Genomic DNA, 24,944 nt, shown 5'->3' with positions numbered 1-24,944 from the left:
AGAATATTAAATTCCCTTAAGCAATTGTAATATTGTTTCCAACTTGATAACCATTCCACATTGAAGTAATAATGTATTTACCTGCATTTAAATTTATATTTAAACTTGCAACACCATCAGCACCTGAAACTTTGTTGTAGAATACACCATTTACATTGAATGTTACATTTTGATTAGCTAAAGGTTTACCTTGACCATCAAGAATAGTTACATTAAATTTAGAACCATCTTGGAACTTCATAGAGAGATCTTTAGTTATTAAAGTTGGCATGACAGTTATGTTGTTAGCTCTTTCTTCACCGGTTGCTGGGTTGTAAGCTGTTATAACATATGATTTTGGATCTAATTTGATAGTTAAACTAGCTGTACCGTTTTCATCAGTTACACGGGTGTAGAACACACCGTTAATGTTGAATTTTACAGTCGTGTTTGCTAATGCTTTTCCGTTGCTGTCTAAGAATTTAGCTACATATTTTGTTCCGTTGCAGAAGTATAATGTAGTGTCATTTCCTAATACAGTGTTTTTAACTGTTACTGTTGCATTAGCTGTTGCTTTATCATAATCTTTGGTTCCGTTAAATACAGCATTTACTTTGTATTCGTTAGGAACTAATCCGATACCCATGGAAGCTGTACCGTTTTTATCAGTTGTTTTAGCATAAACTTTGCCGTTTACTGTGAAGTAAATAGTTGCGTTAGCTATTGGGTTTCCAAATGCGTCAACTAGTTTAGCTGTGAGATTTTGAGCACCTTTGAAGTATTTTACAACATCGTCCATTGTTAAGGTGGTTTTAGTGTTTTTATTAACTGTTATAGTTCCATTAACAATCATAGAATCATATTTATTGTCTCCAGTGTAGAATGTGACAACTTTATATGTTCCTTCTTTTAAATCAGGGATAACAACTTTAGCAACACCATTATCAACACTACCTTTATACTCTTTACCATCAATAGTAATTATAACTTCACCAGTTCCATCATCAGGAACAACCACAGTCACAGTAGCATTCTCACCCTCAATAATATCCACAATATCAACAGTCACATTATAATCAGATACTTTTGCAACACTGAACTGAGTAGTATTTTCACCAGGTAAATATTTGTTATCACCAGAGTATTTTACAGAAACATTGTAGTTTCCTTTAGCTAAATCAGAAATAGTAACACTAGCAACACCATATTTAACAACAGCCACATAATTTTTACCATTAACCGTTATAGTAACATTACCATTAGCATCATCAGGTAAAACCACATTAACAACTGCATCTTCACCAACAACAATATCATCAACATTAACAAGAACAGAAGAAGGTAATTTAGATATGGTAAATTTAGTAGAATTACTGCTTGCTACATATTTATTATCTCCCGCATAATTCACATTAACATCATAATCACCAGCAGCCAAATTAGAAATAATTAAAACACCTTTACCATCAACAATAGCAACATTATAAGACCTACCATTAACAGTAACATTAACTACACCAGAAACAATATCCGGAACAGACACACCAATAACAGCATCCTCACCAACAACAATATCACCAACATCAACAATCACACTAGATGAAACTTTTGATACTGTGAAATTAGCAGAATTACTACTTGGTAAATATTTATTATCACCAGCATAATTTACATTAACATTATAATTTCCAGCAGCAAATTAGAAATAATTAAAACACCTTTACCATCAACAATAGCAACATTATAAGACCTACCATTAACAGTAACATTAACTACACCAGAAACAATATCCGGAACAGACACACCAATAACAGCATCCTCACCAACAACAATATCACCAACATCAATAATAATAGTCACATTATATTCAGATGCTTTTACAACATCAAAGTGAGTAGCATTTTCACTAGGTAAATATTTGCCATCACCAGAGTATTTTACAGAAACATTGTAGTTTCCTTTAGCTAAATCAGAAATAGCAATATTAGCAACACCATATTTAACATCAACTACATAATCTTTACCATTAACAGTTATAGTAACACTACCAGTAGCATCATCAGGTAAAACCACATTAACAACTGCATCTTCACCAACAACAATATCTTTAACATTAACAAGAACAGATGAAGGTAATTTAGATATACTGAATTTAGTAGAATTACTACTTGGTAAATATTTATTATCTCCCGCATAATTCACATCAACTGCATAATCACCAGCAGCCAAATTAGAAATAATTAAAACACCTTTACCATCAACAATAGCAACATTATAAGACCTACCATTAACAGTAACATTAACTACACCAGAAACAATACCTGGAACAGACACACCAATAACAGCATCCTCACCAACAACAATATCATCAACATCAACTGCAACAGAAGAAGCTAATTTAGATATGGTAAATTTAGTAGAATTACTGCTTGATAAATATTTGTCATCTCCTAAGTAGCTTGCACTAATATTATAGTCACCAGCAACTAAATTAGAAATAGTTAAAGTTCCTTTACCATCAACAATAGCTACATCATAAGATTCATCATTAACAGTAACATTAACTACACCAGAAACAATACCTGGAACAGACACACCAATAACAGCATCCTCACCAACAACAATATCTTTAACATCAACTGCAACAGAAGAAGCTAATTTGGATACTGTGAAACGAACTGTAGTTTGTGCTCTATTATTTTTAGTGTCTTCCGGTGCAATAAATTGAACCAAATAACTTCCTGCAGGCAAATCAGATATTTTTCTTGATTCTTGACCATATATATAGAAAGAATCATATCTATAATAATTTGAATTGTCTAAACGAATAACTAATTCAACTTCTATAGAATATACAGATGAAGACACATTAATAATAACATCTTCGCCACAGTTAATAGAACTAGCATTAATACTAAGGACTGGGTTTAATTTATTCACACTAAATGATGCTGAAGCAAATGAGTCTTTATAATAATTTTGACCTGTGAAGTAAGCAGACACATCATATTTACCTGCTTTTAACCATTTTACTTCTAAAGTTCCTATACCATTTTTAATAGCTACATTATAAGTTTGACCATTTACAACAACTTTTACTGTTCCATTTATTCCAGGAGTAAGTGTTACATTAATTACTGCAGTTTCATCAACATTAATATTACCTACAACAAGTTTAATTCCAGTATTGATTTTATCAACAAAGAAAGTTTTAGTAACAGTAGTGCCATTAAAATTATTATTACCATTATAAGTTACAGTAATATTATGTTCTCCAAATTCTAATAATCCTAAATCATAAACAAGAGATCCTGAACCATTAAAATCAATAGTTTCTATTTTTCCATTGAAGCTAATAGTTATAGTACCATTAACCATAGGTGAAAGTTTAATAGTAGCTGTAGCATTTTTAGTTATGTCTGCATCTATAGCAACATTAATATCCAAAGGTCCATTGCCAGATACTTTACTTTTATCTTTAGCTTTAACAGCATTATCTCCTTTAAATGAACTAGAAACAAGATAATTACCCATAACAGTTACATTATTACTCCTACTATCAGACCATACAGCATATTGTCCTCTAGCAACAACATGATTATTTAAAATTAATAAATCAGAAGAAAATGGTTTTAAAAATATTCCCCTATTTCCAGCATTAATTACATTATCTTCAATTGTTGCAGATCCTCTTGTAATTACAATAGCATCAGTAGTTGCAGTTATATTATTACCGTAAATATATGCTTTTTCAACAACTGCTCTTTGATGAACCATTTCTATACCTGTTCTTACATTAATAAAAGTATTGTTTATTATAGTTGTACCATTTACATCATCTTGAATATAAATACCATCATATGCATTAGATATAGTATTTCCTATAAATGTATTTTGACCAATAGTTTTACCAACATTTGAATTACCTTGTAATTTAATAGCATAACACATTGCACTACTTATACCATTTCCATCAAGAATATTATTTTTAAATAAGTTACCTTCACTAATACCAGCTACAGCAAGAGATGAAAAACCTAATCCAACAAAAATAACATTTGCAGATTTAGAATACATCTTATTATCAGTTATATTATTATAGCTTGATGAAACAATATTCACAGGCACTTTACCTGAAGATTGAGAAATAGTATTATTTCTAATATTACAATAAGATGCATTTACCATATAAACAACATTATTTGGAGCTGGTACAGTACTTGCTGATGAATAAAGATTGGAATTAATAACTGTGATATTTTTAGTATGCTGAATTAAAATAGGTATTAAAAATACAGCATCATTATTACTCCATTTACCAACAGTATTATTAATAGTTACTCCATTTACAATAGAACCTTCACTTCCAGGAACAAAATTAAATCCTACATTTGTAAAAGTAGTATTAGCCCCAGCAGGCAAAATAGTTAAATTTTTACTTATTACGAAACATTTATCTGATACATTATCAATTTTTAAAACATCCCCATTATTAAAAGGAGCAGTATCTAATATATCACCAGTTTCATTATCAAAATAGTTTTCATAATTATCATTTGTTATTGTATATTCCTTAGCATTATTTGCATAAATAGGACTATCCATAATAACTGAATCAACTGATACACTATTTATTGCTGTATCTGCATCAACTGTATTATCTACAGTATTATTTACATCATCTGCAGCACTTACAGCACCAATTGAAACAATGAACATTAAACATAAGAATATTAAATATTTAAAATTCATTAATACAAATCCTCCATTTTATATATAATCAAAAATATTTGTAGAAAAATAAAATAATTTTGACATATTTCAATATAGTTATTAAATTATTTAAATATATATTTTCAAAAAAAGAGAAGTAAAATTAAACAAAAATAAGTTATTTACAACAGATATACTTAAATTGTATTATAAAAAAACAAACTATTTAAAAAAAAGAGGAAATAAAAACCTCATTGAAAAATTTTAAAAATTATTTTTTCTTATATCCAACAACTAACAATGCAAATATAACCACAATAACCACGATAAAAAATATCAAATAATTATTATCATTAATATTTTTAGAAACATTGGATTTTACAATTTCATGAGCTTCTGGTGAAGAAGAAGCACCAGGTGAACGTGGACTAGATTGACCTGCACCAACATTTGATTTTGCAGATTTGGATTCGCTAGGATTTTCATCATTAGTTTTATCACTGTGACTATATGAAGGCAACATATTTAAACTATCACCAACATCAGAATCACTATCTGAGTCTGTAGCATTATTATCAAATTCCGTATTTTTACTATTATCTTCAGATGTAGAATCATCTTTTTTAGTATTATCTTCAGAAGTATTATTATCTGGAATGGTTGTGTTATTATTGACATCAGATGTGGAATTATCTGTATTTGTAGTATTATCAATAATTTCTGTGTTGTTAGATGTAGAATTACTTACATTTGTATTATTAATTTCAGTATTATTCGTAATGTTAGTTGTAGAATTATCAACATCAGTATTATTAGTAATTTCAGATGTAGAATTACTTATATTCTTATTATCATCAACTTTAGTTGGATCTTTAATAGAATCTTTACCTTTGAAAAAGTCATCCCATAAATCTTTAATAAAATCAAATATTTTATCTATAAAGGAGCTACTTTCTCCTGTGTATTTTTTATTATCAGATCCGTTGAAATTTTTGGAATTATAAAGATAAATATAATCCCCAATATTTCCAGTGAAATCTTTAATTTCATTATCCGTGAAATTCATATATTGAATTTGGTAATATGTGTCATTAGCTAAAATTATTAAACCATCATTATTTTCAATAATATTTCGGACAATGTTAATTTTTGAAGCTACAGAATCAAATAACGCTCCATCATTAAGAGAATTATTTGCAAAATAATTATTATTAACTTCAACATTACCTAAAGGACCATCAACATCAGTTATACCATCAATATAATAAAATCCACCGAATAATGAATGAATAATTCCATTACCATGTGCAACAGTATTTTCAATGAAAGCATTACCAGTAATTGTAATATTATCCCTTACTTTAATAGAAATTATAGGACCTAAACTATCATTATTACCTACTTTTCTAAAGACATTTCCTGAAATAACAGTGAAATGAGAATTTATATCAACATACCCCTTATGAGAATTACCATCAGGACCTCCACCATAGAAATAGTTATTTTTAATATTAACATATCTTCCAGTGTAAGTATCAATTGCATAATTTGAATTTATAAATATATTTGAAGTTATATCCACATTATTTCCATGTTCTACAGAAATAGATTTCCTGGAATTATTAAATATATTATTACTAATAGTTAAATTCGCAGTTTTGTCTTCACCAGTAGGATTAAGATAATGAATACCATTAGAATTTTCGAAATAATTAAAGGCAATTGTATTATTTACTCCATCAAGAATTAAAATCTCATAAACTTCCCAATAATTAGGATCTTCAAAATAACCTTTATCAGTAGCATTCCCATCTCTATAAAAAGTATTTCCACTAATAATCATATTATTTCCACTAAGCCACATGGATTGTGCAAGGGAACGTGCATTATTATTAATAAAAGTATTATTTAAAATAAGACAACCTTCACCATCATCAATATCTATAGGAGCAACAGCAGCAGAGTTATTTGAAAATGTATTATTAATTATGAATACTTTATTATATGCTGAAATAGCACTAGCTATACCTTTATTACTTAAATTTATTTTTTTAGTAACATAAGAAGATAACATAGCATATATTTCATTTGAATCAAATTCATTATTTATAAAAGTTGAAACAGTTGCATTTGAGTAAACAGCACCTCCATATTTATCAGATAAATCCACATTTTTATTCATATTGTCTGTGTACCCATAAATATAGTTTTTAATAAATTTAGAATTTCTAACTAATAAATTATCTCCACAGTTATAAATAGCTCCACCATACATTTTTCCGTTTTTATACCAGTTAGTATTAAATAGATGATTTTTTACAAAAGAACAGTTGTCAACAGTTAAATTATTGGCATAATTAGCTATTGCTCCTCCCTGTAAAATACCATTTTTAATTTTTGCATAATTTCCAATGAAAGTGGAATCTTGAATAGTTAAATCATCCTGAAGATTATATACAGCCCCACCACTGACTGAAGCAACATTGGCTTTAAAAGTACAGTTATTTAAAATAATCGTTCCATTATTGTAAATAGCGCCACCAAAAGTTGCTTTATTATTTATAAAACTACAATTATTTAATATTAAAGTACCTTCATTGTAAATAGCACCACCATTTACTCCTTTAGCATCAGTTAAATTCAAGTTAGATAAAGTTAACTTAGAATTACCCGAAACATTAAAAATACTATTTTCATTATTAGCTGAAATAACAGCACCATTTTCAGAACTGATTGAAACATCCCCATCAATTAAAATGGTTTCATCAACAACATAATCAGAATCCTCCAAGATAACATTATCATCTAAAGTCATATTATTCAAAGAATCAACTGCAGAAACTGAATTAACACATAAAACAAATAACAATCCTAAAAGCAAAATCTTTAATTTAAAGTTCATCTTTTTTCACCTCCATTTAATTCCATGATAGTCAATGAAAAATTAAAGAAAAATTGACTATTAATTAAATTATTAAAATGTAATATATTTAAAACTTTTTAATAAAATATAAACAACTAAACAAATATTAACTTAAAACACCAAACTAAACTAAAGGAGGGATAAAATGGATACAATAATTGAAAACTGTAAATTAATAAATAAAATTGGAAATTTTTATGTTGGAATTAAAAATGGAAAAATAGCTAAAATATCCAAAATTCCATTTGAAGGTGGTAAAAAAATTGATATTAATGGAAAACTACTTCTCCCGGGATTTATTGACCCCCATGTTCATTTTAGAGATCCCGGATTAACACAAAAAGAAGATTTCAAAACAGGCAGTGAAAGTGCAGCTAATGGAGGATTTACAACAGTTATAGATATGCCAAATACTATCCCTAAAACAAACACATACAAAGCCCTAAAAGAAAAAATAGCCATTGCTGATAAAAAAAGCATTGTAAATTATGAGCTTCAGGCAGGTTGGAATACTTTAGAAGAAATGGAAAAAATGATTAGCTTAAATCCAATATCCTTTAAAATATTTATGGATTTGGAAAATGATGAAACTTTAGAAGGGATATTTGAAGATTTGGGAACTTTAAAAAAAACTACTTCATATAACGGCCTTGTAGCAGTGCATTGTGAAAATAAAGCTATTATAAAAAAGGAAATCAGTAGATTAAAACAAAAAGAAGAAAATATTCCAATTGATTACAGTTATGCCAGACCTGCTAAAGCAGAAGATGAATCTGTAAAACAGGCTATTGAACTAGCTAGTGCAAATAATTTAAATTTACATATTTGTCATTTAAGCTCTAAAAAATCACTAAATTTAGCTAAATCCAATAATGTAAGCTATGAATTTACACCACATCATTTATTATTAGACAACAGTACATACAATACTTACGGCACAATGATAAAAACAAACCCCCCATTAAGAGAGGCAAAAGATAAAATAAACATAAGTGACATTGATGAAAACACAATTATTGGAACAGACCATGCTCCACATACACTTGAAGATAAAAATCAGGGAGTTTGGAGTTCTTCACCAGGAATTCCCGGATTAGAAACTGTAGTATCTCTTTTGTTAACACAGGTAAACAAAGGAAATCTTGATTTAAAATTAATTCCAAAAATATTATCCAAAAATGCAGCTAAAGTTTACAATTTAAAAAATAAAGGATCAATATCAATCGGGAAAGATGCTGATTTTACAGTTATCGATTTGAAAAAAGAAGGCAAATTCAATATTGAAAATTTCAAAACAAAAGCCAAATATTCACCATTTGACGGTCAGGAATATACTGGCGAAGCAGTAATGACCATAAAAAACGGTAAAACAATAATGAATAAGTTATAATTAAAAAAAAGAAAAATGATGAAAAGGTGTTGATACACCTATGCATCATATAATGCGTTTTTAGGACATGCTTCGATACATTGACCACATAAGGTACAGAATCCCATAATTGGGAATTTTTCATTACCTGTTGCATGGAGCATATTGTATGGACATGCTTCGATACAGTCACCACATTCGTCACATTTATATGGGTTAAATTCTATCCTGTCTCTAGTTACAGTTTCACCATCAATAACTTTTTCTATTGAACCAACAGATAAAGCATTATTGGAACAGACTGCAGCACATGCTCCACATCTAATACAACTTGCAAAAGATGGTTCAGCATCTGTTTCTTCTAATGCAGGACATAACATACCAGTTTTAGTTACTACACGAATTGCTTCAGTAGGACATTTATTAGCACATGCACCAACAAAGTCACATTTTTCAGCATCATAACCTAATCCTTCAGTATCTGCAGGAACTCCGTCAGCCCATTCAACATCCATACTTAATGCATCAGTAGGACAGAGTTTTATACATAATTGGCATGCAGCACATGCATCTGGAATTAATACAGACAAGTTTGCAGCATTAGCTTTAATAAAGTCACCAGGACATGCTTCAACACAAGTATTACATCCAATACATTTAGATAATTCTAAATCGAAGGAATTAATGGTTTTAGCACGTTTTGCAGGTTTTTTCTCAGAAATAAATACTGCATTCCAAGGACAGGTTTGTGAACATAAACCACATTTAATACAAACATCATCAGCTATTGAAATGGTTCCACCAATTTCATCAAGAGTAATTGCACTAACAGGACATGGATCTACACAGGTTCCACAACCTACACAATCATTAATGTAAATAGGTCCTTTACCTTCAAGGTCAATAACTTCGCCTTTAGGTTCTACAATACCAGGAATACCAATTACATCAACAGGACAGATGTTTACACATTTTTGACACATTACACAGAAACCTTCAACTTCCATTAAATCGTTTCCAGTAAGTTTAATAGTGTCTTGCGGACAAGCTTCGGCACATTTACCACAGGAATTACATAAAGTAGAGTTAAATACTAATCTTACTTGATCTTCAGCCCCTTCTGCAATAGAATATGTTTCTACTTTTAATGCGCCTTCAGGACAAACATCAGCACATTTTGGTTCTCCTCCACAAGTATCACAGTGAATAATGGAAGTAGGTGTTACATCAATAGCTGAGGTTGGGCAGGTACCTTCACAAGCACCACACCTGATACAGCCATCTTCATTAAATACTATCATTATTAAAACCCCTCAATTAGAATTTTTTAATGATGTTTCCTTCACTGTCTACAATATCTACTTCAGCTAATCTCATTTGGCTATCCATAGTGTGAGTTGCACAGGATAAACATGGGTCGTATGCTCTGATAACCATTTCCATTAAGTTGAATATTTTATCGTCTACTTCTACACCAGGTTTGATGTAATCTTTAGCTACTTGTTGAATACCCATTTCCATAGCTGGGTTGTTTTGGATAGTAGCTACAACAATGTTAGCTTCAGTTACTAAACCATTGTCATCACATGCATAGTTGTGTATTAAAGTACCACGAGCAGCTTCTACAATACCTGCACCTTCACCAGCAGTTCTTTCTAATTCTTCTGGGAATTTTGGACCAGATAAATCTTGATCTAATGCATCAGCAGCACATTCAGCAGATGCTAATAATTCAATAAGTCTTGCCCAGTGGAATAATAATGGTGCTTGTGCATATCCAAATTTGTCATGGAATTCTTCAAATGCAGCTTGTGCAAGAGGTGCTGCATCTGGCATTTTATCAGCAACGTTAATCCTGGATAATGGTGCTACTCTGTAAATACCTTCAGGATATCCTAATTCTTTAATGTAAGGGAATTTTAACCAAGAGTAAGGTTTTACATGTTCAGCAACAACATCTTTGTATTCTAAGTTTTTGTATTCAGTGTAGATACTACCATCAACATCTTTTATTCTTACATCACCATTGTAAACATCCCATACACCATCATTTACAAGACCACAGTGTCTGGTGTCACCAAAGTAACCTAAAGATTTGACTAAATCCATTTTTTCTTCAAAAATAGGTTTAGCTAAGTCGAGAGTAGCTTGTGCTAATTCTACGTTCCTTTGAGCTCTTTGTAATAAATCTTTTTGAGTTTCATCATCTAATTCAGTAGAAATACCTCCAGGAGTAGAGGAAGTTGGGTGAATTGGACGACCACCGATTTTTCTTACAATTTCTAAACCATTTCTCCTAAGTTCAATTGCTTGAAGTGCAATTTCAGGTTGATCTTTAATAATTTGGAAAACATTTCTGGTTTTTCTGGTTCCATCAGGGATGATTAAATCAGGAGCAGCTAAGAAGTAGAAATGAAGTGCGTGGGAGTGCATAAATGAACCCCAGTTCATAATTTCTCTCATTTTATATGCTGTTGGTAAGATTTTTTCATCTTCGAAACCGAAAATTTGGTCAACTGCTTTTGCAGCTGCTAAGTGGTGTTGAACATCACAAATACCACAGATTCTTGGTACAATCCTAGCTAATTCTTCAACTGGACGACCTTGTAAGAATTTTTCGAAACCTCTGAATTCCATAACATGTAATCTTGTATCGACTACATTTCCATCATCATCGAGCTGTACAGTAATTTTAGCGTGACCTTCAATACGTGTTACAGGCTCCATAGTAAGTTTTACCATATTATTCTCCTCCTTTCTGCATTTTCATAGGGACTAAAGCAGCAGGTAATGTGTAAGTGTAGAAAGTACCTACAATATCATCTAATTGATCTGCTACAGCTTCAGGGTCAACAGTTTTATCTTCGTCGACACCATAATCAGATGCAATAGCACTAATCATTTTTGCTCCTTGGTCTAATACTTTAGAAGTAGGACCGTAACATCCTCTACATTGGATTCCAATAGAAGGACATTCTGCTCCACATAAGGAAACAGTTGCAGGACCCATACAAACTAAACCTTGGGAAATTAAACATAAATCTTTTTCAGGAGCTCCAACTTCAAATTGTCTTTTAATGAAGTCCATAGCTAAACCAGCAGGTGGTTTTTCTCTAGGACATACTTCACAAAGGTTAGTTGCAGGTAATTCGATAGTTTCTCCACGTAATAATGTTAAAACAGCTTCAGCTACAACATCAGAACGAGGTGGGCAACCAGGAATAATTAAATCAATATCCATTGCTGCACTTAATGGTCTTACTCTGCTTTCAAGAGCTGGTACTTCTTCATTAGGAATAATTCCTTCTGGATTAACAGTAGAGCATGAATTAATGTAAGCTTCTTCTTCTAATTCTTCTACAGTCCATAAGTTACCAAGTCCTGGAATTCCTCCATAACATGAACAAGTTCCATAAGCAATAACAAATTTTGCTTTTTCATTTAACATTTCAGCTAATTCCCTGTTTTCATCATTCCTAATTCCACCTTCTACGATGAGAACATCTAATTCTGGTACTTCATCATATTTGGTATCCATAAGTACAGGGGAGAATTCAAAATCAGCTAATTCCATAACATCTAATAAAGATTCGTGGAAATCAGCAATTGATAAGTGGCAACCGGAACATCCACCTAACCACATAGTTCCTATTTTTACTTTATCAGCCATAATAACTCCTCCAATCTAGTTTTCAGCATCTAATTGTTCTTTTAATGGTGCAGGACCTAATTCTTTGATTCTGTTAACCATCATTTTAACAGCTTCAGAGAATTTTTCACCTTCGGATGCGGAAATCCAATCGTGGTGAACTCTTTCTTTTCCAATTCCCATATCTTCAACAAGTTTGTAGATTAATCTCATTCTACGATCTAACTTATAATTTCCAGCATCATAGTGGCAGTCACCCATGTGACATCCAGCTACAAATACACCATCTGCCCCTTCTTTAAATGCTTTTAACACAAATTGTGGGTCAATTCTTCCAGAACACATTACACGAATAACTCTAATATTCGGTGGGTATTGCATCCTTGCAGTACCTGCTGTGTCTGCTCCTCCATAGGAACACCAGTTGCAACAAAACATTACAATTTTTACATCATCAGCCATAGAGTTTATCCTCCTCTATCATATTTTTACTAATTTGAAATTATTTTCAAACCAGATTATTCAAATTTAAAAAATTTTTTAAATTCTTCTTTAAGACAAAAAATTTAGTCATACCTTAATTTTTTACCTTAATTCACAATTTTATGTACTTAATGAGCTAGCTCAGCATAACATTAACGTACTGATTAATATATTACTATAATAATTAATATAAAGGTTACTTAGAACTTAAAGCCAAAAAGTTTATATAGTATAAAACAAGATTTTAAGAAGCTAATAAAAAAAGTTAAAATTTAAAAAAAAGAAAAATAAGATGAATTACATCCCATCTACACTCATATCAATCATTTTTTGAGTATCGGCAGCTAATTCATCAGGAAGTCCTGTAATATCCATACTTAAGAAACCTCTTACAATCATGGAAGCTGCTTCTTCTTCAGTTATTCCTCTTGAAGTCAGATAATTGATTTCGTCTTCATCAATTTTTCCAACTGCTGCTTCGTGAGACATTTCAAGATTTGCAGAACTTGCCTCAAGTTCAGGAACAGCATAAATCATACTGTCATCAGACAATACCAACCCATGACATTCCAAATGACCTTTAACTTCAGGAACAGTTCCAGCTAAATGTCCTCTAGCAAATATTTGAGATTCATCCTGAGATACTGCACGAGAAATAACTTCTCCTCTTGCACCGGGAGCGTTAAGATAAGCTCTTGAACCTACATCAATAACAGAATCTTTTTTACCTCCCTGAATACTTTGGAAAATTGCTCTGGAATTTGCACCATCACAATAAGCAGTAGGATAAGACTGTAAAGTATTGACCGGACTGGTTAAAATATAATTATTTAAGTATGTACCGTTTTCTTCAACCTTAATTCCTGTTCTTGGACGTACTTCCACCTGTTCTGCCCAATTATGAACCATGGTAAAAGTTATTTTAGCACCGGGTTTTACATAGAGTTCAGATACTCCAACATGCATTGCAGATGAAATATCCTCACCAGTTGCACATCCTGTAATTAAATGCAGTTCAGAGTTTTCTTCAGCGATAATAACATTATGGGCAGTTTGCATAATATCTTCATCACTAATAAACATACATGCCTGTACAGGGAAAACCTCTTTAGTTCCAGGTAATGACCTTACAAAATATCCGCTTTTAATTCCGTCTTTTTCTTCACGTAAAGCTGTTTTAGCAGTATATTTATCTGCATCAGGTTTTACAACATTCCACATATAATCTTTAACCCAATGATATTTATCTAAAGCAACACCAATATTCATGACTTCAACTGAATCAGACATTGAATTATTTGTAAATACATTAGACTGATCAACTTGTAAAAATGAACCTGACCTTCCCTTTTCTTCTGTATCTACTCCAACTTTTAAAAGAGTATTCTTAGTCTTTTTAGATACATCATCCAAATCATCTAAAAGATCAATTCCATCTATAATTTCATCTGAAAAATTTTCAATTGTAACATCTACACCAAGTGGAGCTTTTTTATCTTTAGCTCTTTCAGCATCATTTAATACATTGCGCACATTCAACACATCCATTGAAACCTTCTTTCCTAATATCCTCAATAATCTCAGCAGGATTACCTGAACAAGCTATTTTACCATCCATTAAAACATGAGCTTTATCAGCACTTACAAAATTCAAAATATAACCTAAATGAGTAATTAAAAGACCGCTTCTTTTTCTAGAATCATGTTTTAAATCCTTATCAAGTAAAGTACCAATTTCACTAGCTATCAATTCAACATTTTCAATATCCACACCGGAATCCGGCTCATCAAACATAGTGAAATCAGGCATTTGAGCAAGTAACTGTAAAATTTCAGAACGTTTAACTTCCCCTCCGGAAAATCCGAAATTAACATCCCTGTCTAAAAATTCATCATTAAATTTAAGTTTTTGAGCCAATTCCAACATTCTGGCATTTAACGGTTCATTAATTTCTTGATGAGATTCAATTTTAAGCAAATCACGAACTGACACTCCACGAATAGATGGTGGAGATTGGAAACTTACTCCAATTCCTAATTGGACACGTTCAGCTGTAGTTAAATTAGTAATATCTTTACCTTTGAATTTAATTGTTCCATTAACTACATTATATTGTGGAAAACCAAGAATTGTTAAAAACAATGTACTTTTACCAGCACCATTCGGGCCTAAAAGAACATGAGTCTCCCCCTCATCAATTGAAAGATTAATATCCTTCAAAACTCTTTTGCCGGCCACTTCCACAGCCAAATTTTCAATTTCGAGTAACATCTTATCACCTTATTTAAAAAGACATAAATTATACAACACTATTACATTTAAATTAAGATATATAAATATGTTATAATTATAAATCTTACATACAAATGTTTTAAAAAAAGTTAATGCTCAACCAAAAAGAAGCAATTTAAATAAAAAAAATAGACATGGTAACTGAAAAATAATATTATTCAGTTACAATAATGAATTCACCGACTTTTTCTACTTTAGCAAAAGGAACTAATAATATATCTCCATTTCTTTTAGCACCTTTAACATGAATATTGCGACCGCTTTCTACCCTAATAGCTATATCAACAATTTTTCCAGTTTTTTCGTTGATAATTAATTCATCTAAGACACCAAGAATACGAGCATTATTAGTAGCTACCTGATAATTTTTAATTTCGCTCCATAACTTTTCTTCTCTTTTGGGAATTTGTTTATTTTCCATCACATCACCTGACAAATTTTCATTAATTATATAAAATATTTTAATTTCATCATATTTAAATTTAAATAGTTTTATTAATGAAAGCCTGATAAAATTTTTCAGCAACAATACTGTCTTTAAGGGTATTAATATTTAATGCCAATTCAATTTTAGGCAAAATAAGTTGCTCCTCCTCCTGAATTTCATTAACACTTCTTAAAACATTCAAACCAGAAGGTACACTGCCATTAAATTCATAGGAATATTCCAAATCTAATTTTTTAAAAATTTCAACAGGAACCTGAGTAGACAAAGAATCTTTAGCAGATTCCAAATATTTAGTCAATACAAAATCAATAGTTTCACCACTAATAAACGGTAAATCTGCATTAATAAATAATAAGATATCATTTTTTGATTCAGACTCAAAAAGAGTTAGAATATAAGACAAATCATTTAAATAATCAATTCCACTAGTGTCTAAAATTTGAAAATTTCCATTTAATGATTCCAAATATTTGGTTGTTTCTTGAGTATGGGAACTTACAGCAATAACAACATCTTCAACTAATTTAGATGAAGAAATATTATCAAGAACATATTTAATTAAAGGTTTGCCATGTAATTTAAATAGAGGTTTTTCAACATCAACTTTCAGACGAGTTCCCCTACCTCCAGCCATAACAATAGCATAAATCATGACAAAAACCTTTAGAATCAATTATGCATATTTGCTGCCCTGTAATTTCATCCTCTTACCGAGAATACATTTTTGACCTTGGCAGCCCCCAATAGGTGATTTTTGAGTTCCCATAGAATTCATACAGCGAGCCATAATAGCTGAACCTAAAGCCAAACCGTCTTCAACAAATACAACTTTATCAAACTTATCCTGAACCGCTTCTAAAATAAGCTGTGGTTTACGTCCAGTAATACCTGCTCTTCCAGTAATACCTAATGCAGAACCGGGAGTAACAACATTTTCCTCAAATGCAACATCCAAAACACGTGTAACAATTTTAGTACTTACATAATCCATAGTAGACAATAATGTTGGAAGACCATCTCTGTCATAGAATTTAGCTCCAAGATCCATTAAATCTTCTAATTTATCACCATTAACACCTACATCACAACCAATTAAAGTTGTACCTGCATTTTCAGAAGCAACAGGATCTAATGGAACAGTACCGAATCTATCTACATCCATAGGAACTTTACGAATATCAATTAATTTATGAGCTTCTTCAGCATTAGCTTGAGCTTTTTTAGTATTGGCTTTCTTAATCAATTTATCAGAATACAAATCTAAAGCAGCTCCATTATTCTTATCAATTTCACCGGAACCTCTAGCTAAAGAATCACTAACTACACCAGCCAAACCTAAAAAATTACCTACAGTATTTGCATAAGGCTGATTATCATTAACAATACGGCCAGCTAATGTGGATCCGAAATCTAAAGAAATACATGGATTTCTATAATCAACATCAGTCCATTTAGCTCCTAATTTAATACCTGCAGTAACAAGTTCACCTTCCATCTCATTTGCAACAGTTTCCTTACCTTTAGGAGGAACAACACTAACTACAGCACCATCAAACATTACATTATTTAAAAGAGAATGTTTTTGCAATCTTTCAGGAAGTTGGGAAACACTCATAGCAGGAGACATTTTTCTTGGTGGGATGCCTGCATCTAAACAGCCGTCAGCTAATGCAATAACTAATTGGCCTGCTTCTTCAGCAGTAGCAAAACCTGCAGTTACACCAGTAGATCTAACTACAAAATCCAAATCATTATCTTTATCAACATGAGCTTTTTTTAAAGATTCCAAAACCGTATCCTTAATTAAATCAGCAACAGCTTCTTTTGAAAGTTCAATACCCCAAACAGTTTTACCAAAAACTTCTTCATTAGGTTTAGGCGGACGAATATCTCTAGTCATTTTCACTGTTTTATTGAGCAGATAACATTCACTAGTGTTTAAATTAGTAGCCATAACAATACATTTGGTTGTAGTGTTACCTAACTCTACAGAAGCAGTTACATAAAAAACATCTGGTTTTTTAACAGCACCAGGACTTTGCGGTCCAGCCCTATTAGCCCTTAAAGAATCTAAATTTCCTTCATGAGACTTAGCTATTATAGGTTTAGGACCTTTATTAAAAATTTTACCTAAAAAAGACATTATTCAAACCTCAATAAACTGTATTAAAAGTTAGTTAATAATATCTTTTTATAATAATATAAATCTTATTAAATGAATTTGAAAAAAAGTAAGAGAATAGATTAGAATAAACTAATCTATACTAATTTGTTGATTGGGTGATCTTCAACAGCTTCAGTACCGAAGTCAGCAGCTGCTTCTGCAATGAACATATCAGTTTGTGCTACAGCAGGGAATGCTATTTTAGCGTTATCGATAGGTCCAAAGAGAACGAAGTCTCCACCAGTCATAACTTGAACAATGTTTGCACCAATATCACAAACAGTGTAAGCAGTTTTGTTTCCAGCTTTTTTGTAGTCTCTTAACCAATCCCAAGCAGAAGGTACATTGTGAATACCAGAACCTACTGGATATCCCCATTTAGCTTTTTCTGCAAAAGTAGTTTTTGCAGCAATACCTGCACCTTGTCCTAATGGAGTAACTGCAGTATCCATCATGAACTTGTCGATACCACAATCAGCAGCTACTTCAAGTAAACCTTTTTCGTAAGCTCCATCATCTCCGTTTTCCCACATTGCCATTTTACCGTCAACGGTAGCATTCATTGGGTTGAAACCTAAGATAATGGAAGCAGAGATATCAGTTTCTGCAAGAGCATCCAATTCTGATTTATCTGCAGCCATGTTGATGGAGTTGTAAATAGCTCTTTCAGTTAAACCAACTTCATCAGCATATTGTGCACCAGCAACTCTAGCATCACCGGAAGTAGAATCTATAAGGAATGGTTTATCACAGATATCACCAATATACTCAATGTATTTTACAATAGCTTCTTCAGTTTGACCGAAAACTTGTACAATACATGGGTTACCTGTTACATCAGACATTTCAACCATGTCATTAACTAAAGATTCTGCTCTACTTTTATCAAAATCACCTGTTAATTCATCACTAATAATATTGTGTCCACCGTAGAAAATAGTACCTGCTAATACAGTAGGATATTCCCCTGGTTGACCTCCCATTTTTACACCAGCAAAGTCAAATACAACTTGCTCTTTATCAAATCTAAACATTACGCAATCCTCCTATAATATAGCAGCTATTAATGTAAGTAAATTGAATTTCATAACTACTACTAAAATTAATAAACCGATTATTAAACCGTATAAAATACCAACATCTCTACCTGTTTGTTGACCTAAACGTTGATAATATTCCCCCACAGTAAAATCCACTTTTTCTTCAGCATCATCTAATTTAGCGATGATATCTTTTAAATCATCTGATGAAACCATTACTTGAGGTATTGATTTTTCTTCATCACTCATATATAAACACCTCTACATTCCACATAATTTTACAATAGCAGGAATAAGAACTAGTAAAATAACAGCTAAAAGAATACCAATAGCGAAACCTTGAGTCCTAGTTGCTAATAACCCTGCGAAAAGTTTTCCTTCCCTTGCAATGAGTTTTGAACTGTAATCAGCATCTTCAGAAGCATTTTTAATGCCGTTTATATTAGGTTTATTAGAAATTTGTACCATATTTCATGCCTCCTTAAATTAGACCTAAGAATAAAGCTCCAATTACTAAAGAGAATGCTAAACCAATCATAATACCTTGAACTTTACCAGCATAATTACCTGCAAGGTTTCTTTGAATTGATCCTACCATATCTATTTTAGTATTGATATTTCTCATTCTTGCTTCAATGAGAGCAGTTTCAGCTGAAACAACTTTAATTTCTTCTCCTTCATCTTCATCTCCATCGTCACCTTCGACAGAAATAACCATTGCTTCTTCTTCAAAAGCACCAGGGTCTTTTTCAACACATTCATTAATTTTAGCTTGGATTGCTCCAACATCTTCAGTGTCAATTAAATCAACAATTTCTAATTGTTGTTGGAATCTTTCAACACCATCTAAAGGAACATTTTCAACAAAAGGAATTGCACCAGTTGCTCCAATAATTTTCTTTTTATCAGGGTCTGCACCATTTTCATGTAATGCTTTGAAAGATTGACCTGTAATATGACCTTGTACTTCAGCACCAGCTAAAATTAAAAAACGGATATTAGGATTAGATATAATGTTTGCAACAACTTTTTCTACACCTAAATTTTCTGTTTTACATGGACCTGCGATTGCTGCTCCAGAAAGTTCTGCTTCAATATGTGAAGCTAATGTTGTTACTGCAACAGGACTTTCAGGATCTCCTACAATGTAGTCCCCACTAATAACCGGCCAGCCAGCTGCTGGTTCTTTTTTATCAGCCATCTATAAAACCCCCCATCTCATTAAAAGTGGTAATGCAGCAAATATAATAAATGATGCTAATAAAAATCCATAAACAACATTAGTTAACATACCAGCAGTAAGATAAGAACCATCCCTTCCAGGATAAGCACCAACAGGACTAGTATGAGGATCTAAAGAGCTTACTAACTCATCAGCAGCACCTTGAATTTTTGCTACTTCTTCGTTTACTTCATCCATAGATAAAAGGATAACTCCCCCACCTAAAGATGCACCAATAACACCTGAAACTGGATCTAAAGCAAGATTCATATCAGGTACAATTTGAATCATAGGTAACATTTGAGCCATATATAAAACCTCCTATCATTCCTCTACTTTTGGCCATAAACCAGCCCATTTAACTGAAGCTGCAGCATCATATGAAGCTTTAACAAATGCTCTGAAAGAGATAATCCATCCTATTAAACCAACAATGAATACAGCTAACCAACCGAATACGTCACCTGCAACAGATGATACTAAACCAGTAATCATCATAGATAAAAATGCAGTTGAAGTAGCACATTTAAGAGTCCTGGATTGATCTTCATTTGGACCTAAACATGCATTGAAAGGATGTTGAATTGCCATAGTACACATTATAAAGAATAATGCAATGAACCCGTTAGCTACAACATGGTTGAAAATATCAGTAGCATCGTAAGATCCAGTTACAGCAGCAGATAAACCTAAAACAGCTAAAGCACCTGCACCTGCAATTTCAGCAGTACATCTTACCATAATTGGGATTTTCATTCCAACAATTTTAGTAGCAATTAAACCTACAATAGTTGCAATAATCATAGCAAATATTAAACCTATAACAGGTCCTAAAGTACTCATCATAGGGATATCTGGGAATATGAAACCTAAAGCAAGACCAGCTAAAACACCAATAATACTAATGGATAAACACATGTAACCAATAGAAGGAACACCAGTACCTAAACCATAACTTGCTACACTACGAATAGCATTTGCTCCCCATACAGTAGCACATACAGTACCAAGACCTGCAAGAACAGGGCCTATAATACCATTAATATTACATAAGTAAATACCTACTAATCCACCAATAATACCTAAAAGTAATAAATGATTACCATTAATTGAACTATGTGCACCATCAGCACTTCCACCAGCAGACATTTTAAATACCTCCAGTTAATAATACACAGAATATTCCGACTACAACTGATGCTATAGCACAAGCTAATGCTCCAGTACCAATCCTTTTAAATTTAGGATCATGCATACCTTCAATGGTACCACCAATATTATAAGAAGCAACAACAGAGTTAATAAAGAAAACACCAGTACCTAACATAGCAGCTAAACCAATACTTACAGCAGCACTAGAGAAATAAGAAGCAGATTGTACAGCATCATAAATAGCATAGTAGATTAAACCTCCTCCAAAACCACCGAAAGCAGCACCTATAAGACCACTAATGAAACATACACATGGAACACCGTGTCCTTCAGTACCCGGAGTTTTATATTTCTCTTGATTACGTTTAGTAATAGGGTCAACTACGGTTTTAGATGCTGCAGGTACAATACCTACACCATATACATAAATATAATTAGCAATAAGCATGGTGATAGCTAACATAATCATAGCACCTACTGCACCACCAATACCAACTATAATCCAAGGTTGACCTGTCATAGTAGCTGCACCAATAAGACCTGTTAAACCTGCACCAGCAGCTAACATAGCAGTACCAGTACCTACACCAGTAGCTGTTGCCATAGCTGCAGGAGCTCCTCCTACAGGAATAAAGTGCACACCTGCACCAATCATAACACCGCCTATAGCGACAAATAAAATAATTGAAATTGGATCCATAATCGAAACCTCCTTATTCTTCCTCATATGGTCCGTATTGTTTTCTTGCGAATCTTTCTAATTTGTCGTTCATTAATATTAAAATAAGAACAATAATGAAACCAACAACTAATCCGCCGTATAATCCAAATACAACTGAATTCCAGAAACTAAAGAATACTACAAGACCGAAACATAAACCTGTTAAAGGTCCACCAAATTTAACACAGAAATTACCTACATCAAGGGAATTTTTTGCTCCCATTGGTGCTTTAGTAACTATATCTCCTTGAATAGCTACAGGAGTTCCTCCACCAAATTCGAATTTTTGATATTCACTTTCAGCACCGTAGTGAACATCCCCAGTTGAAGAACCGATAGCTCCAAGAGTAATACCCCAAAGCACTGCTAAAAGTGGTAATGGGAATGCGTGTAACGGAGTACCATTTAATGGAATAGTCATTAAATATGAAACTCCAACAAGACAAAATGTAGTTATAAATCCATGTCCAGCAATAGGTCCTAAAGATTGAGTCAATACATCCATAAATAATGGTTGTTCAAATTGAGATTGACCAACAATCCTACCCATGTGAGCAGTAATAGTATAAATACTGTGAACAAAAGCAGCGACACAAGAACCTGCTGCAATAGCAAATAAATCATTAGTAATTCCTAAAGTCATTAATACATATGCAATAGATCCAGCAACACCACACCAAACACCATAAGCGACTGGTTCACCAGAAGCCGCTTTGTTTATCATACGATGTAAATGTCCCATTTGAGGAGCAAGTTGAACTTGAGAGTTAGGGTTACTTTGAGAACCAATATCAGACTCAATATCCTCAGCAGCACCACCAATAGTTGCAACTGCACCCATTAATGCGACAACACCTAATGTTATAGGGTCCATAATTTTTTCCTCCATATTTTTTATTAAATTGATCATTTAATAAACGTGATATATATCCCATAATGAATATATGTGGTAAATTATGATTTTTATTCCATATAAAAATCAATTAAATGATACCAACAGAATTTTTTTCTATTGATACTTAACTTTCTTTCAATATTAATATAAATGTTTTACTAAAAAATTTTAAGGTATACTTAAATTTAAGGAATAAATAGGTGAAAAATCACCTATTTAACCTATTTGTTTAAATTTATTTTGCTGGGGTGATGACAGTTCTTTCACCAGATGGTTCGAACTCTCTTAATGCACCTTTAGCAAATTCTTCACGAACTTTTGAGAAGTCAAATACTAAGTTTTTATCAGCAAATGCGATTTTAATTAATGGGTTGAAAGCCCATGCATCTCCACGAGCTGCGTGAGGAGCTTGAGCGATACCAGCGTATTCACCTTGGTGACCTACGTTCATTGCGTAGTTAGGATAGTTTGGTCCTCTCATTTCGAGTGGTAAACCTTCATCATTTCTGATGGAGAATACGTTAGCTGCACCACATTGATCTTGTAAATCGTAACCGTAGAATCCTAATCTGGAATGTTGTTCTTTGTGTAAGTACATAGCTAAGTACCATGCGCTTAAACCAGTTTGAGCATTACCAGTAGCGAATGCAGTAGATGCACCAGCTGCTGCGGAAATTACGGAAGCTCTTTGAGATCCACCGAAGTGAGTTTCAAGTAATGCTGGGTATTCTTCGTATTGTTCTAATGCGTAGAATGCAACTTCAGAACCTACATCAAGAACAGTGTCCATGTTGTTAGGTGCTTCAGTTAATCCACCATATTTGTCTTCTACATAGTCTTTACCATAGTAAGTAAAGTCATCTAATACATCATCAGTATATGCTGCAGTAGCATATTGGGTGAATCCTACACCACCAGACATGTAAGAACCTAACCAGATTTGGTCGTAAAGTGCAGCACCTAATGCTACTACTTCTAAAGTGGAACGTACAGGGTCATCAGGGTAAACTCTGGAACCTTGACAGATATCTGCCATGAAACCAAATGGAACTCCACCTAACTCGTTTTCTGCTCTTGCTCTTCTTACAGGTAAGTAAGTACCCATGTGAATAACTTCTGCGTGTTTGGATGCGTATGCGAAGTCACCAGTAGCTCCTTCACCAGCACATTGGTTGTATGCAGAAATCATTGACATACCAATTTGCATTGCAGACCATCTTGAGGTAGTACCTCCGTCACAAACTCTTCCTACGATAGCAGGAATTCTTACAGCTTGCCATACACTTCCACCAACTTCTTCTTTTAAAGCTGCTGCTTGTTCATCATTGAACTCTTTGTTGATGTCTAAAACGAATGCTGAATCAATTTCATCAGCTAATTCATCGTCACCAGTAAATACTTTAACATAACTGTCTTGTACTACTAATGGGTCAGTTTCTACCATGTGTTCTTGAACTACTGCTGCACCAGGCATTGCGTGGTTTACAGTTTCTAAGTATTCAGTAATAGTTTCAGGAGTTACTTCAATACCTAACCTTTTTTCAAGAACGTTGTGAGCAGTGTTTAAACCTACAATTACAGTTCTTCTAATATCGTCCCAAGCTTGTTGGATAGCTGCGTTGTTAATGAAGTGTAAATCATCACCTTCTACATAAGTATCAGTAGTAGATAATTGGTAAGACATTAAAGCCCTTTGACCTAAAGGAGTACCAATGTCTGGGTTGTACATTGGAATTCCTCTTTTTTCAGCGATTTCTTTACCTTCTTTTACGAATGCGCTTTTTCTTTCAGATTGTTTCCAACCGCCCATGTTATAGAAAGTGGTTCTTTTATCAGTTGGATCTTCACTGAATTTGTTTTTCATTGCATCTAAGAATTTTTTATCTGCCATAC

20 protein-coding genes and 1 pseudogene are annotated in these 24,944 nt (G+C 32.6%); 1 reads left to right on the top strand and 20 read right to left on the bottom strand.

All coding sequences use genetic code 11. The features are described from left to right. Nucleotides 1-16 precede the first annotated feature (16 nt). Nucleotides 17-4,731 (bottom strand): annotated as a pseudogene (locus tag K4897_RS06490) (Ig-like domain repeat protein). Nucleotides 4,732-4,963: 232 nt separating this feature from the next. Beyond that, on the bottom strand, nucleotides 4,964-7,594 hold the full coding sequence (locus tag K4897_RS06485; protein ID WP_250415747.1) for an adhesin: 2,631 nt from the start codon (nucleotides 7,592-7,594) through the stop codon (nucleotides 4,964-4,966). Nucleotides 7,595-7,760: 166 nt separating this feature from the next. Here K4897_RS06485 and K4897_RS06480 point away from each other — a divergent pair, with 166 nt between their 5' ends. Continuing rightward, nucleotides 7,761-9,005 (top strand): dihydroorotase family protein, encoded by a 1,245-nt coding sequence (locus K4897_RS06480; RefSeq protein ID WP_019266688.1) that lies wholly within the window; start codon nucleotides 7,761-7,763, stop codon nucleotides 9,003-9,005. 38 nt (nucleotides 9,006-9,043) lie between these two features. On the opposite strand, the gene K4897_RS06475 is transcribed toward K4897_RS06480, so the two are convergent. The 18 genes from K4897_RS06475 to mcrA all read right to left on the bottom strand — a co-directional run bounded on the left by K4897_RS06475 (nucleotide 9,044) and on the right by mcrA (nucleotide 24,942). Further along, nucleotides 9,044-10,285, bottom strand: a complete 1,242-nt coding sequence (locus K4897_RS06475) for a 4Fe-4S binding protein (RefSeq protein ID WP_019264890.1) — start codon at nucleotides 10,283-10,285, stop codon at nucleotides 9,044-9,046. Nucleotides 10,286-10,301: 16 nt separating this feature from the next. After that, nucleotides 10,302-11,726, bottom strand: a complete 1,425-nt coding sequence (locus tag K4897_RS06470; protein WP_019264891.1) for a Ni/Fe hydrogenase subunit alpha — start codon at nucleotides 11,724-11,726, stop codon at nucleotides 10,302-10,304. Nucleotide 11,727: 1 nt separating this feature from the next. Next, complete coding sequence (locus tag K4897_RS06465) at nucleotides 11,728-12,654, bottom strand: F420-non-reducing hydrogenase subunit G (RefSeq protein WP_019264892.1); 927 nt, start codon at nucleotides 12,652-12,654, stop codon at nucleotides 11,728-11,730. Between the two features lie 15 nt (nucleotides 12,655-12,669). After that, on the bottom strand, nucleotides 12,670-13,095 hold the full coding sequence (locus K4897_RS06460) for a hydrogenase iron-sulfur subunit (protein WP_004032932.1): 426 nt from the start codon (nucleotides 13,093-13,095) through the stop codon (nucleotides 12,670-12,672). 318 nt (nucleotides 13,096-13,413) lie between these two features. Continuing rightward, nucleotides 13,414-14,664 carry a SufD family Fe-S cluster assembly protein gene (locus K4897_RS06455; protein ID WP_019264893.1) on the bottom strand — a complete coding sequence of 417 codons (1,251 nt, stop codon included), beginning with the start codon at nucleotides 14,662-14,664 and terminating at the stop codon, nucleotides 13,414-13,416. Continuing rightward, on the bottom strand, nucleotides 14,630-15,388 hold the full coding sequence (gene sufC / locus K4897_RS06450; protein WP_019266689.1) for a Fe-S cluster assembly ATPase SufC: 759 nt from the start codon (nucleotides 15,386-15,388) through the stop codon (nucleotides 14,630-14,632). The genes K4897_RS06455 and sufC overlap by 35 nt, the downstream gene beginning before the upstream one ends. Before the next feature lie 175 nt (nucleotides 15,389-15,563). Then, nucleotides 15,564-15,830, bottom strand: a complete 267-nt coding sequence (locus K4897_RS06445) for a PRC-barrel domain-containing protein (protein ID WP_011954228.1) — start codon at nucleotides 15,828-15,830, stop codon at nucleotides 15,564-15,566. A 61-nt stretch (nucleotides 15,831-15,891) separates the two neighbouring features. Continuing rightward, entirely contained in the window at nucleotides 15,892-16,509 is a 618-nt protein-coding gene (locus K4897_RS06440; RefSeq protein WP_019264895.1) for a GTP--adenosylcobinamide-phosphate guanylyltransferase CobY, read from the bottom strand. A 21-nt stretch (nucleotides 16,510-16,530) separates the two neighbouring features. Continuing rightward, a complete protein-coding gene (locus K4897_RS06435; protein WP_019264896.1) occupies nucleotides 16,531-18,000 on the bottom strand; it encodes a methanogenesis marker 14 protein in 1,470 nt (489 codons plus the stop codon). A gap of 116 nt (nucleotides 18,001-18,116) precedes the next feature. Continuing rightward, complete coding sequence (gene mtrH / locus K4897_RS06430) at nucleotides 18,117-19,055, bottom strand: tetrahydromethanopterin S-methyltransferase subunit H (RefSeq protein WP_019264897.1); 939 nt, start codon at nucleotides 19,053-19,055, stop codon at nucleotides 18,117-18,119. A 12-nt stretch (nucleotides 19,056-19,067) separates the two neighbouring features. Further along, complete coding sequence (gene mtrG, locus K4897_RS06425; protein ID WP_019264898.1) at nucleotides 19,068-19,310, bottom strand: tetrahydromethanopterin S-methyltransferase subunit MtrG; 243 nt, start codon at nucleotides 19,308-19,310, stop codon at nucleotides 19,068-19,070. A gap of 12 nt (nucleotides 19,311-19,322) precedes the next feature. Beyond that, a complete protein-coding gene (locus K4897_RS06420) occupies nucleotides 19,323-19,529 on the bottom strand; it encodes a tetrahydromethanopterin S-methyltransferase subunit F (RefSeq protein WP_019264899.1) in 207 nt (68 codons plus the stop codon). Nucleotides 19,530-19,542: 13 nt separating this feature from the next. Next, a complete protein-coding gene (gene mtrA / locus K4897_RS06415) occupies nucleotides 19,543-20,262 on the bottom strand; it encodes a tetrahydromethanopterin S-methyltransferase subunit A (protein ID WP_019264900.1) in 720 nt (239 codons plus the stop codon). Next, a complete protein-coding gene (locus tag K4897_RS06410; protein WP_019266690.1) occupies nucleotides 20,263-20,592 on the bottom strand; it encodes a tetrahydromethanopterin S-methyltransferase subunit B in 330 nt (109 codons plus the stop codon). A gap of 15 nt (nucleotides 20,593-20,607) precedes the next feature. Then, nucleotides 20,608-21,432, bottom strand: coding sequence for a tetrahydromethanopterin S-methyltransferase subunit MtrC (gene mtrC / locus K4897_RS06405; RefSeq protein ID WP_019266691.1), 825 nt, complete (start codon nucleotides 21,430-21,432; stop codon nucleotides 20,608-20,610). Between the two features lies 1 nt (nucleotide 21,433). Beyond that, complete coding sequence (gene mtrD / locus K4897_RS06400) at nucleotides 21,434-22,135, bottom strand: tetrahydromethanopterin S-methyltransferase subunit D (RefSeq protein ID WP_250415746.1); 702 nt, start codon at nucleotides 22,133-22,135, stop codon at nucleotides 21,434-21,436. 13 nt (nucleotides 22,136-22,148) lie between these two features. After that, a complete protein-coding gene (mtrE, locus tag K4897_RS06395; RefSeq protein ID WP_019264904.1) occupies nucleotides 22,149-23,066 on the bottom strand; it encodes a tetrahydromethanopterin S-methyltransferase subunit E in 918 nt (305 codons plus the stop codon). A 220-nt stretch (nucleotides 23,067-23,286) separates the two neighbouring features. Next, nucleotides 23,287-24,942: a coenzyme-B sulfoethylthiotransferase subunit alpha gene (mcrA, locus tag K4897_RS06390; RefSeq protein WP_049780206.1), complete on the bottom strand. Its 1,656-nt coding sequence runs from the start codon at nucleotides 24,940-24,942 to the stop codon at nucleotides 23,287-23,289. Between the last annotated feature and the right edge of the window lie 2 nt (nucleotides 24,943-24,944).

This window comes from Methanobrevibacter sp. TLL-48-HuF1 (assembly GCF_023617305.1).
Classification (GTDB): domain Archaea; phylum Methanobacteriota; class Methanobacteria; order Methanobacteriales; family Methanobacteriaceae; genus Methanocatella; species Methanocatella intestini.
This window is presented reverse-complemented; position numbering and strand designations above follow the sequence as displayed.

Excerpts from the sequence above, each read along its gene's own strand:
- K4897_RS06485 (WP_250415747.1), bottom strand. The coding sequence starts at position 7,594 with ATGAACTTTAAATTAAAGATTTTGCTTTTAGGATTGTTATTTGTTTTA.
- K4897_RS06480 (WP_019266688.1), top strand. The coding sequence starts at position 7,761 with ATGGATACAATAATTGAAAACTGTAAATTAATAAATAAAATTGGAAAT.
- K4897_RS06475 (WP_019264890.1), bottom strand. The coding sequence starts at position 10,285 with ATGATAGTATTTAATGAAGATGGCTGTATCAGGTGTGGTGCTTGTGAA.
- K4897_RS06470 (WP_019264891.1), bottom strand. The coding sequence starts at position 11,726 with ATGGTAAAACTTACTATGGAGCCTGTAACACGTATTGAAGGTCACGCT.
- K4897_RS06465 (WP_019264892.1), bottom strand. The coding sequence starts at position 12,654 with ATGGCTGATAAAGTAAAAATAGGAACTATGTGGTTAGGTGGATGTTCC.
- K4897_RS06460 (WP_004032932.1), bottom strand. The coding sequence starts at position 13,095 with ATGGCTGATGATGTAAAAATTGTAATGTTTTGTTGCAACTGGTGTTCC.
- K4897_RS06455 (WP_019264893.1), bottom strand. The coding sequence starts at position 14,664 with ATGGATGTGTTGAATGTGCGCAATGTATTAAATGATGCTGAAAGAGCT.
- sufC (WP_019266689.1), bottom strand. The coding sequence starts at position 15,388 with ATGTTACTCGAAATTGAAAATTTGGCTGTGGAAGTGGCCGGCAAAAGA.
- K4897_RS06445 (WP_011954228.1), bottom strand. The coding sequence starts at position 15,830 with ATGGAAAATAAACAAATTCCCAAAAGAGAAGAAAAGTTATGGAGCGAA.
- K4897_RS06440 (WP_019264895.1), bottom strand. The coding sequence starts at position 16,509 with ATGATTTATGCTATTGTTATGGCTGGAGGTAGGGGAACTCGTCTGAAA.
- K4897_RS06435 (WP_019264896.1), bottom strand. The coding sequence starts at position 18,000 with ATGTCTTTTTTAGGTAAAATTTTTAATAAAGGTCCTAAACCTATAATA.
- mtrH (WP_019264897.1), bottom strand. The coding sequence starts at position 19,055 with ATGTTTAGATTTGATAAAGAGCAAGTTGTATTTGACTTTGCTGGTGTA.
- mtrG (WP_019264898.1), bottom strand. The coding sequence starts at position 19,310 with ATGAGTGATGAAGAAAAATCAATACCTCAAGTAATGGTTTCATCAGAT.
- K4897_RS06420 (WP_019264899.1), bottom strand. The coding sequence starts at position 19,529 with ATGGTACAAATTTCTAATAAACCTAATATAAACGGCATTAAAAATGCT.
- mtrA (WP_019264900.1), bottom strand. The coding sequence starts at position 20,262 with ATGGCTGATAAAAAAGAACCAGCAGCTGGCTGGCCGGTTATTAGTGGG.
- K4897_RS06410 (WP_019266690.1), bottom strand. The coding sequence starts at position 20,592 with ATGGCTCAAATGTTACCTATGATTCAAATTGTACCTGATATGAATCTT.
- mtrC (WP_019266691.1), bottom strand. The coding sequence starts at position 21,432 with ATGTCTGCTGGTGGAAGTGCTGATGGTGCACATAGTTCAATTAATGGT.
- mtrD (WP_250415746.1), bottom strand. The coding sequence starts at position 22,135 with ATGGATCCAATTTCAATTATTTTATTTGTCGCTATAGGCGGTGTTATG.
- mtrE (WP_019264904.1), bottom strand. The coding sequence starts at position 23,066 with ATGATCAATTTAATAAAAAATATGGAGGAAAAAATTATGGACCCTATA.
- mcrA (WP_049780206.1), bottom strand. The coding sequence starts at position 24,942 with ATGGCAGATAAAAAATTCTTAGATGCAATGAAAAACAAATTCAGTGAA.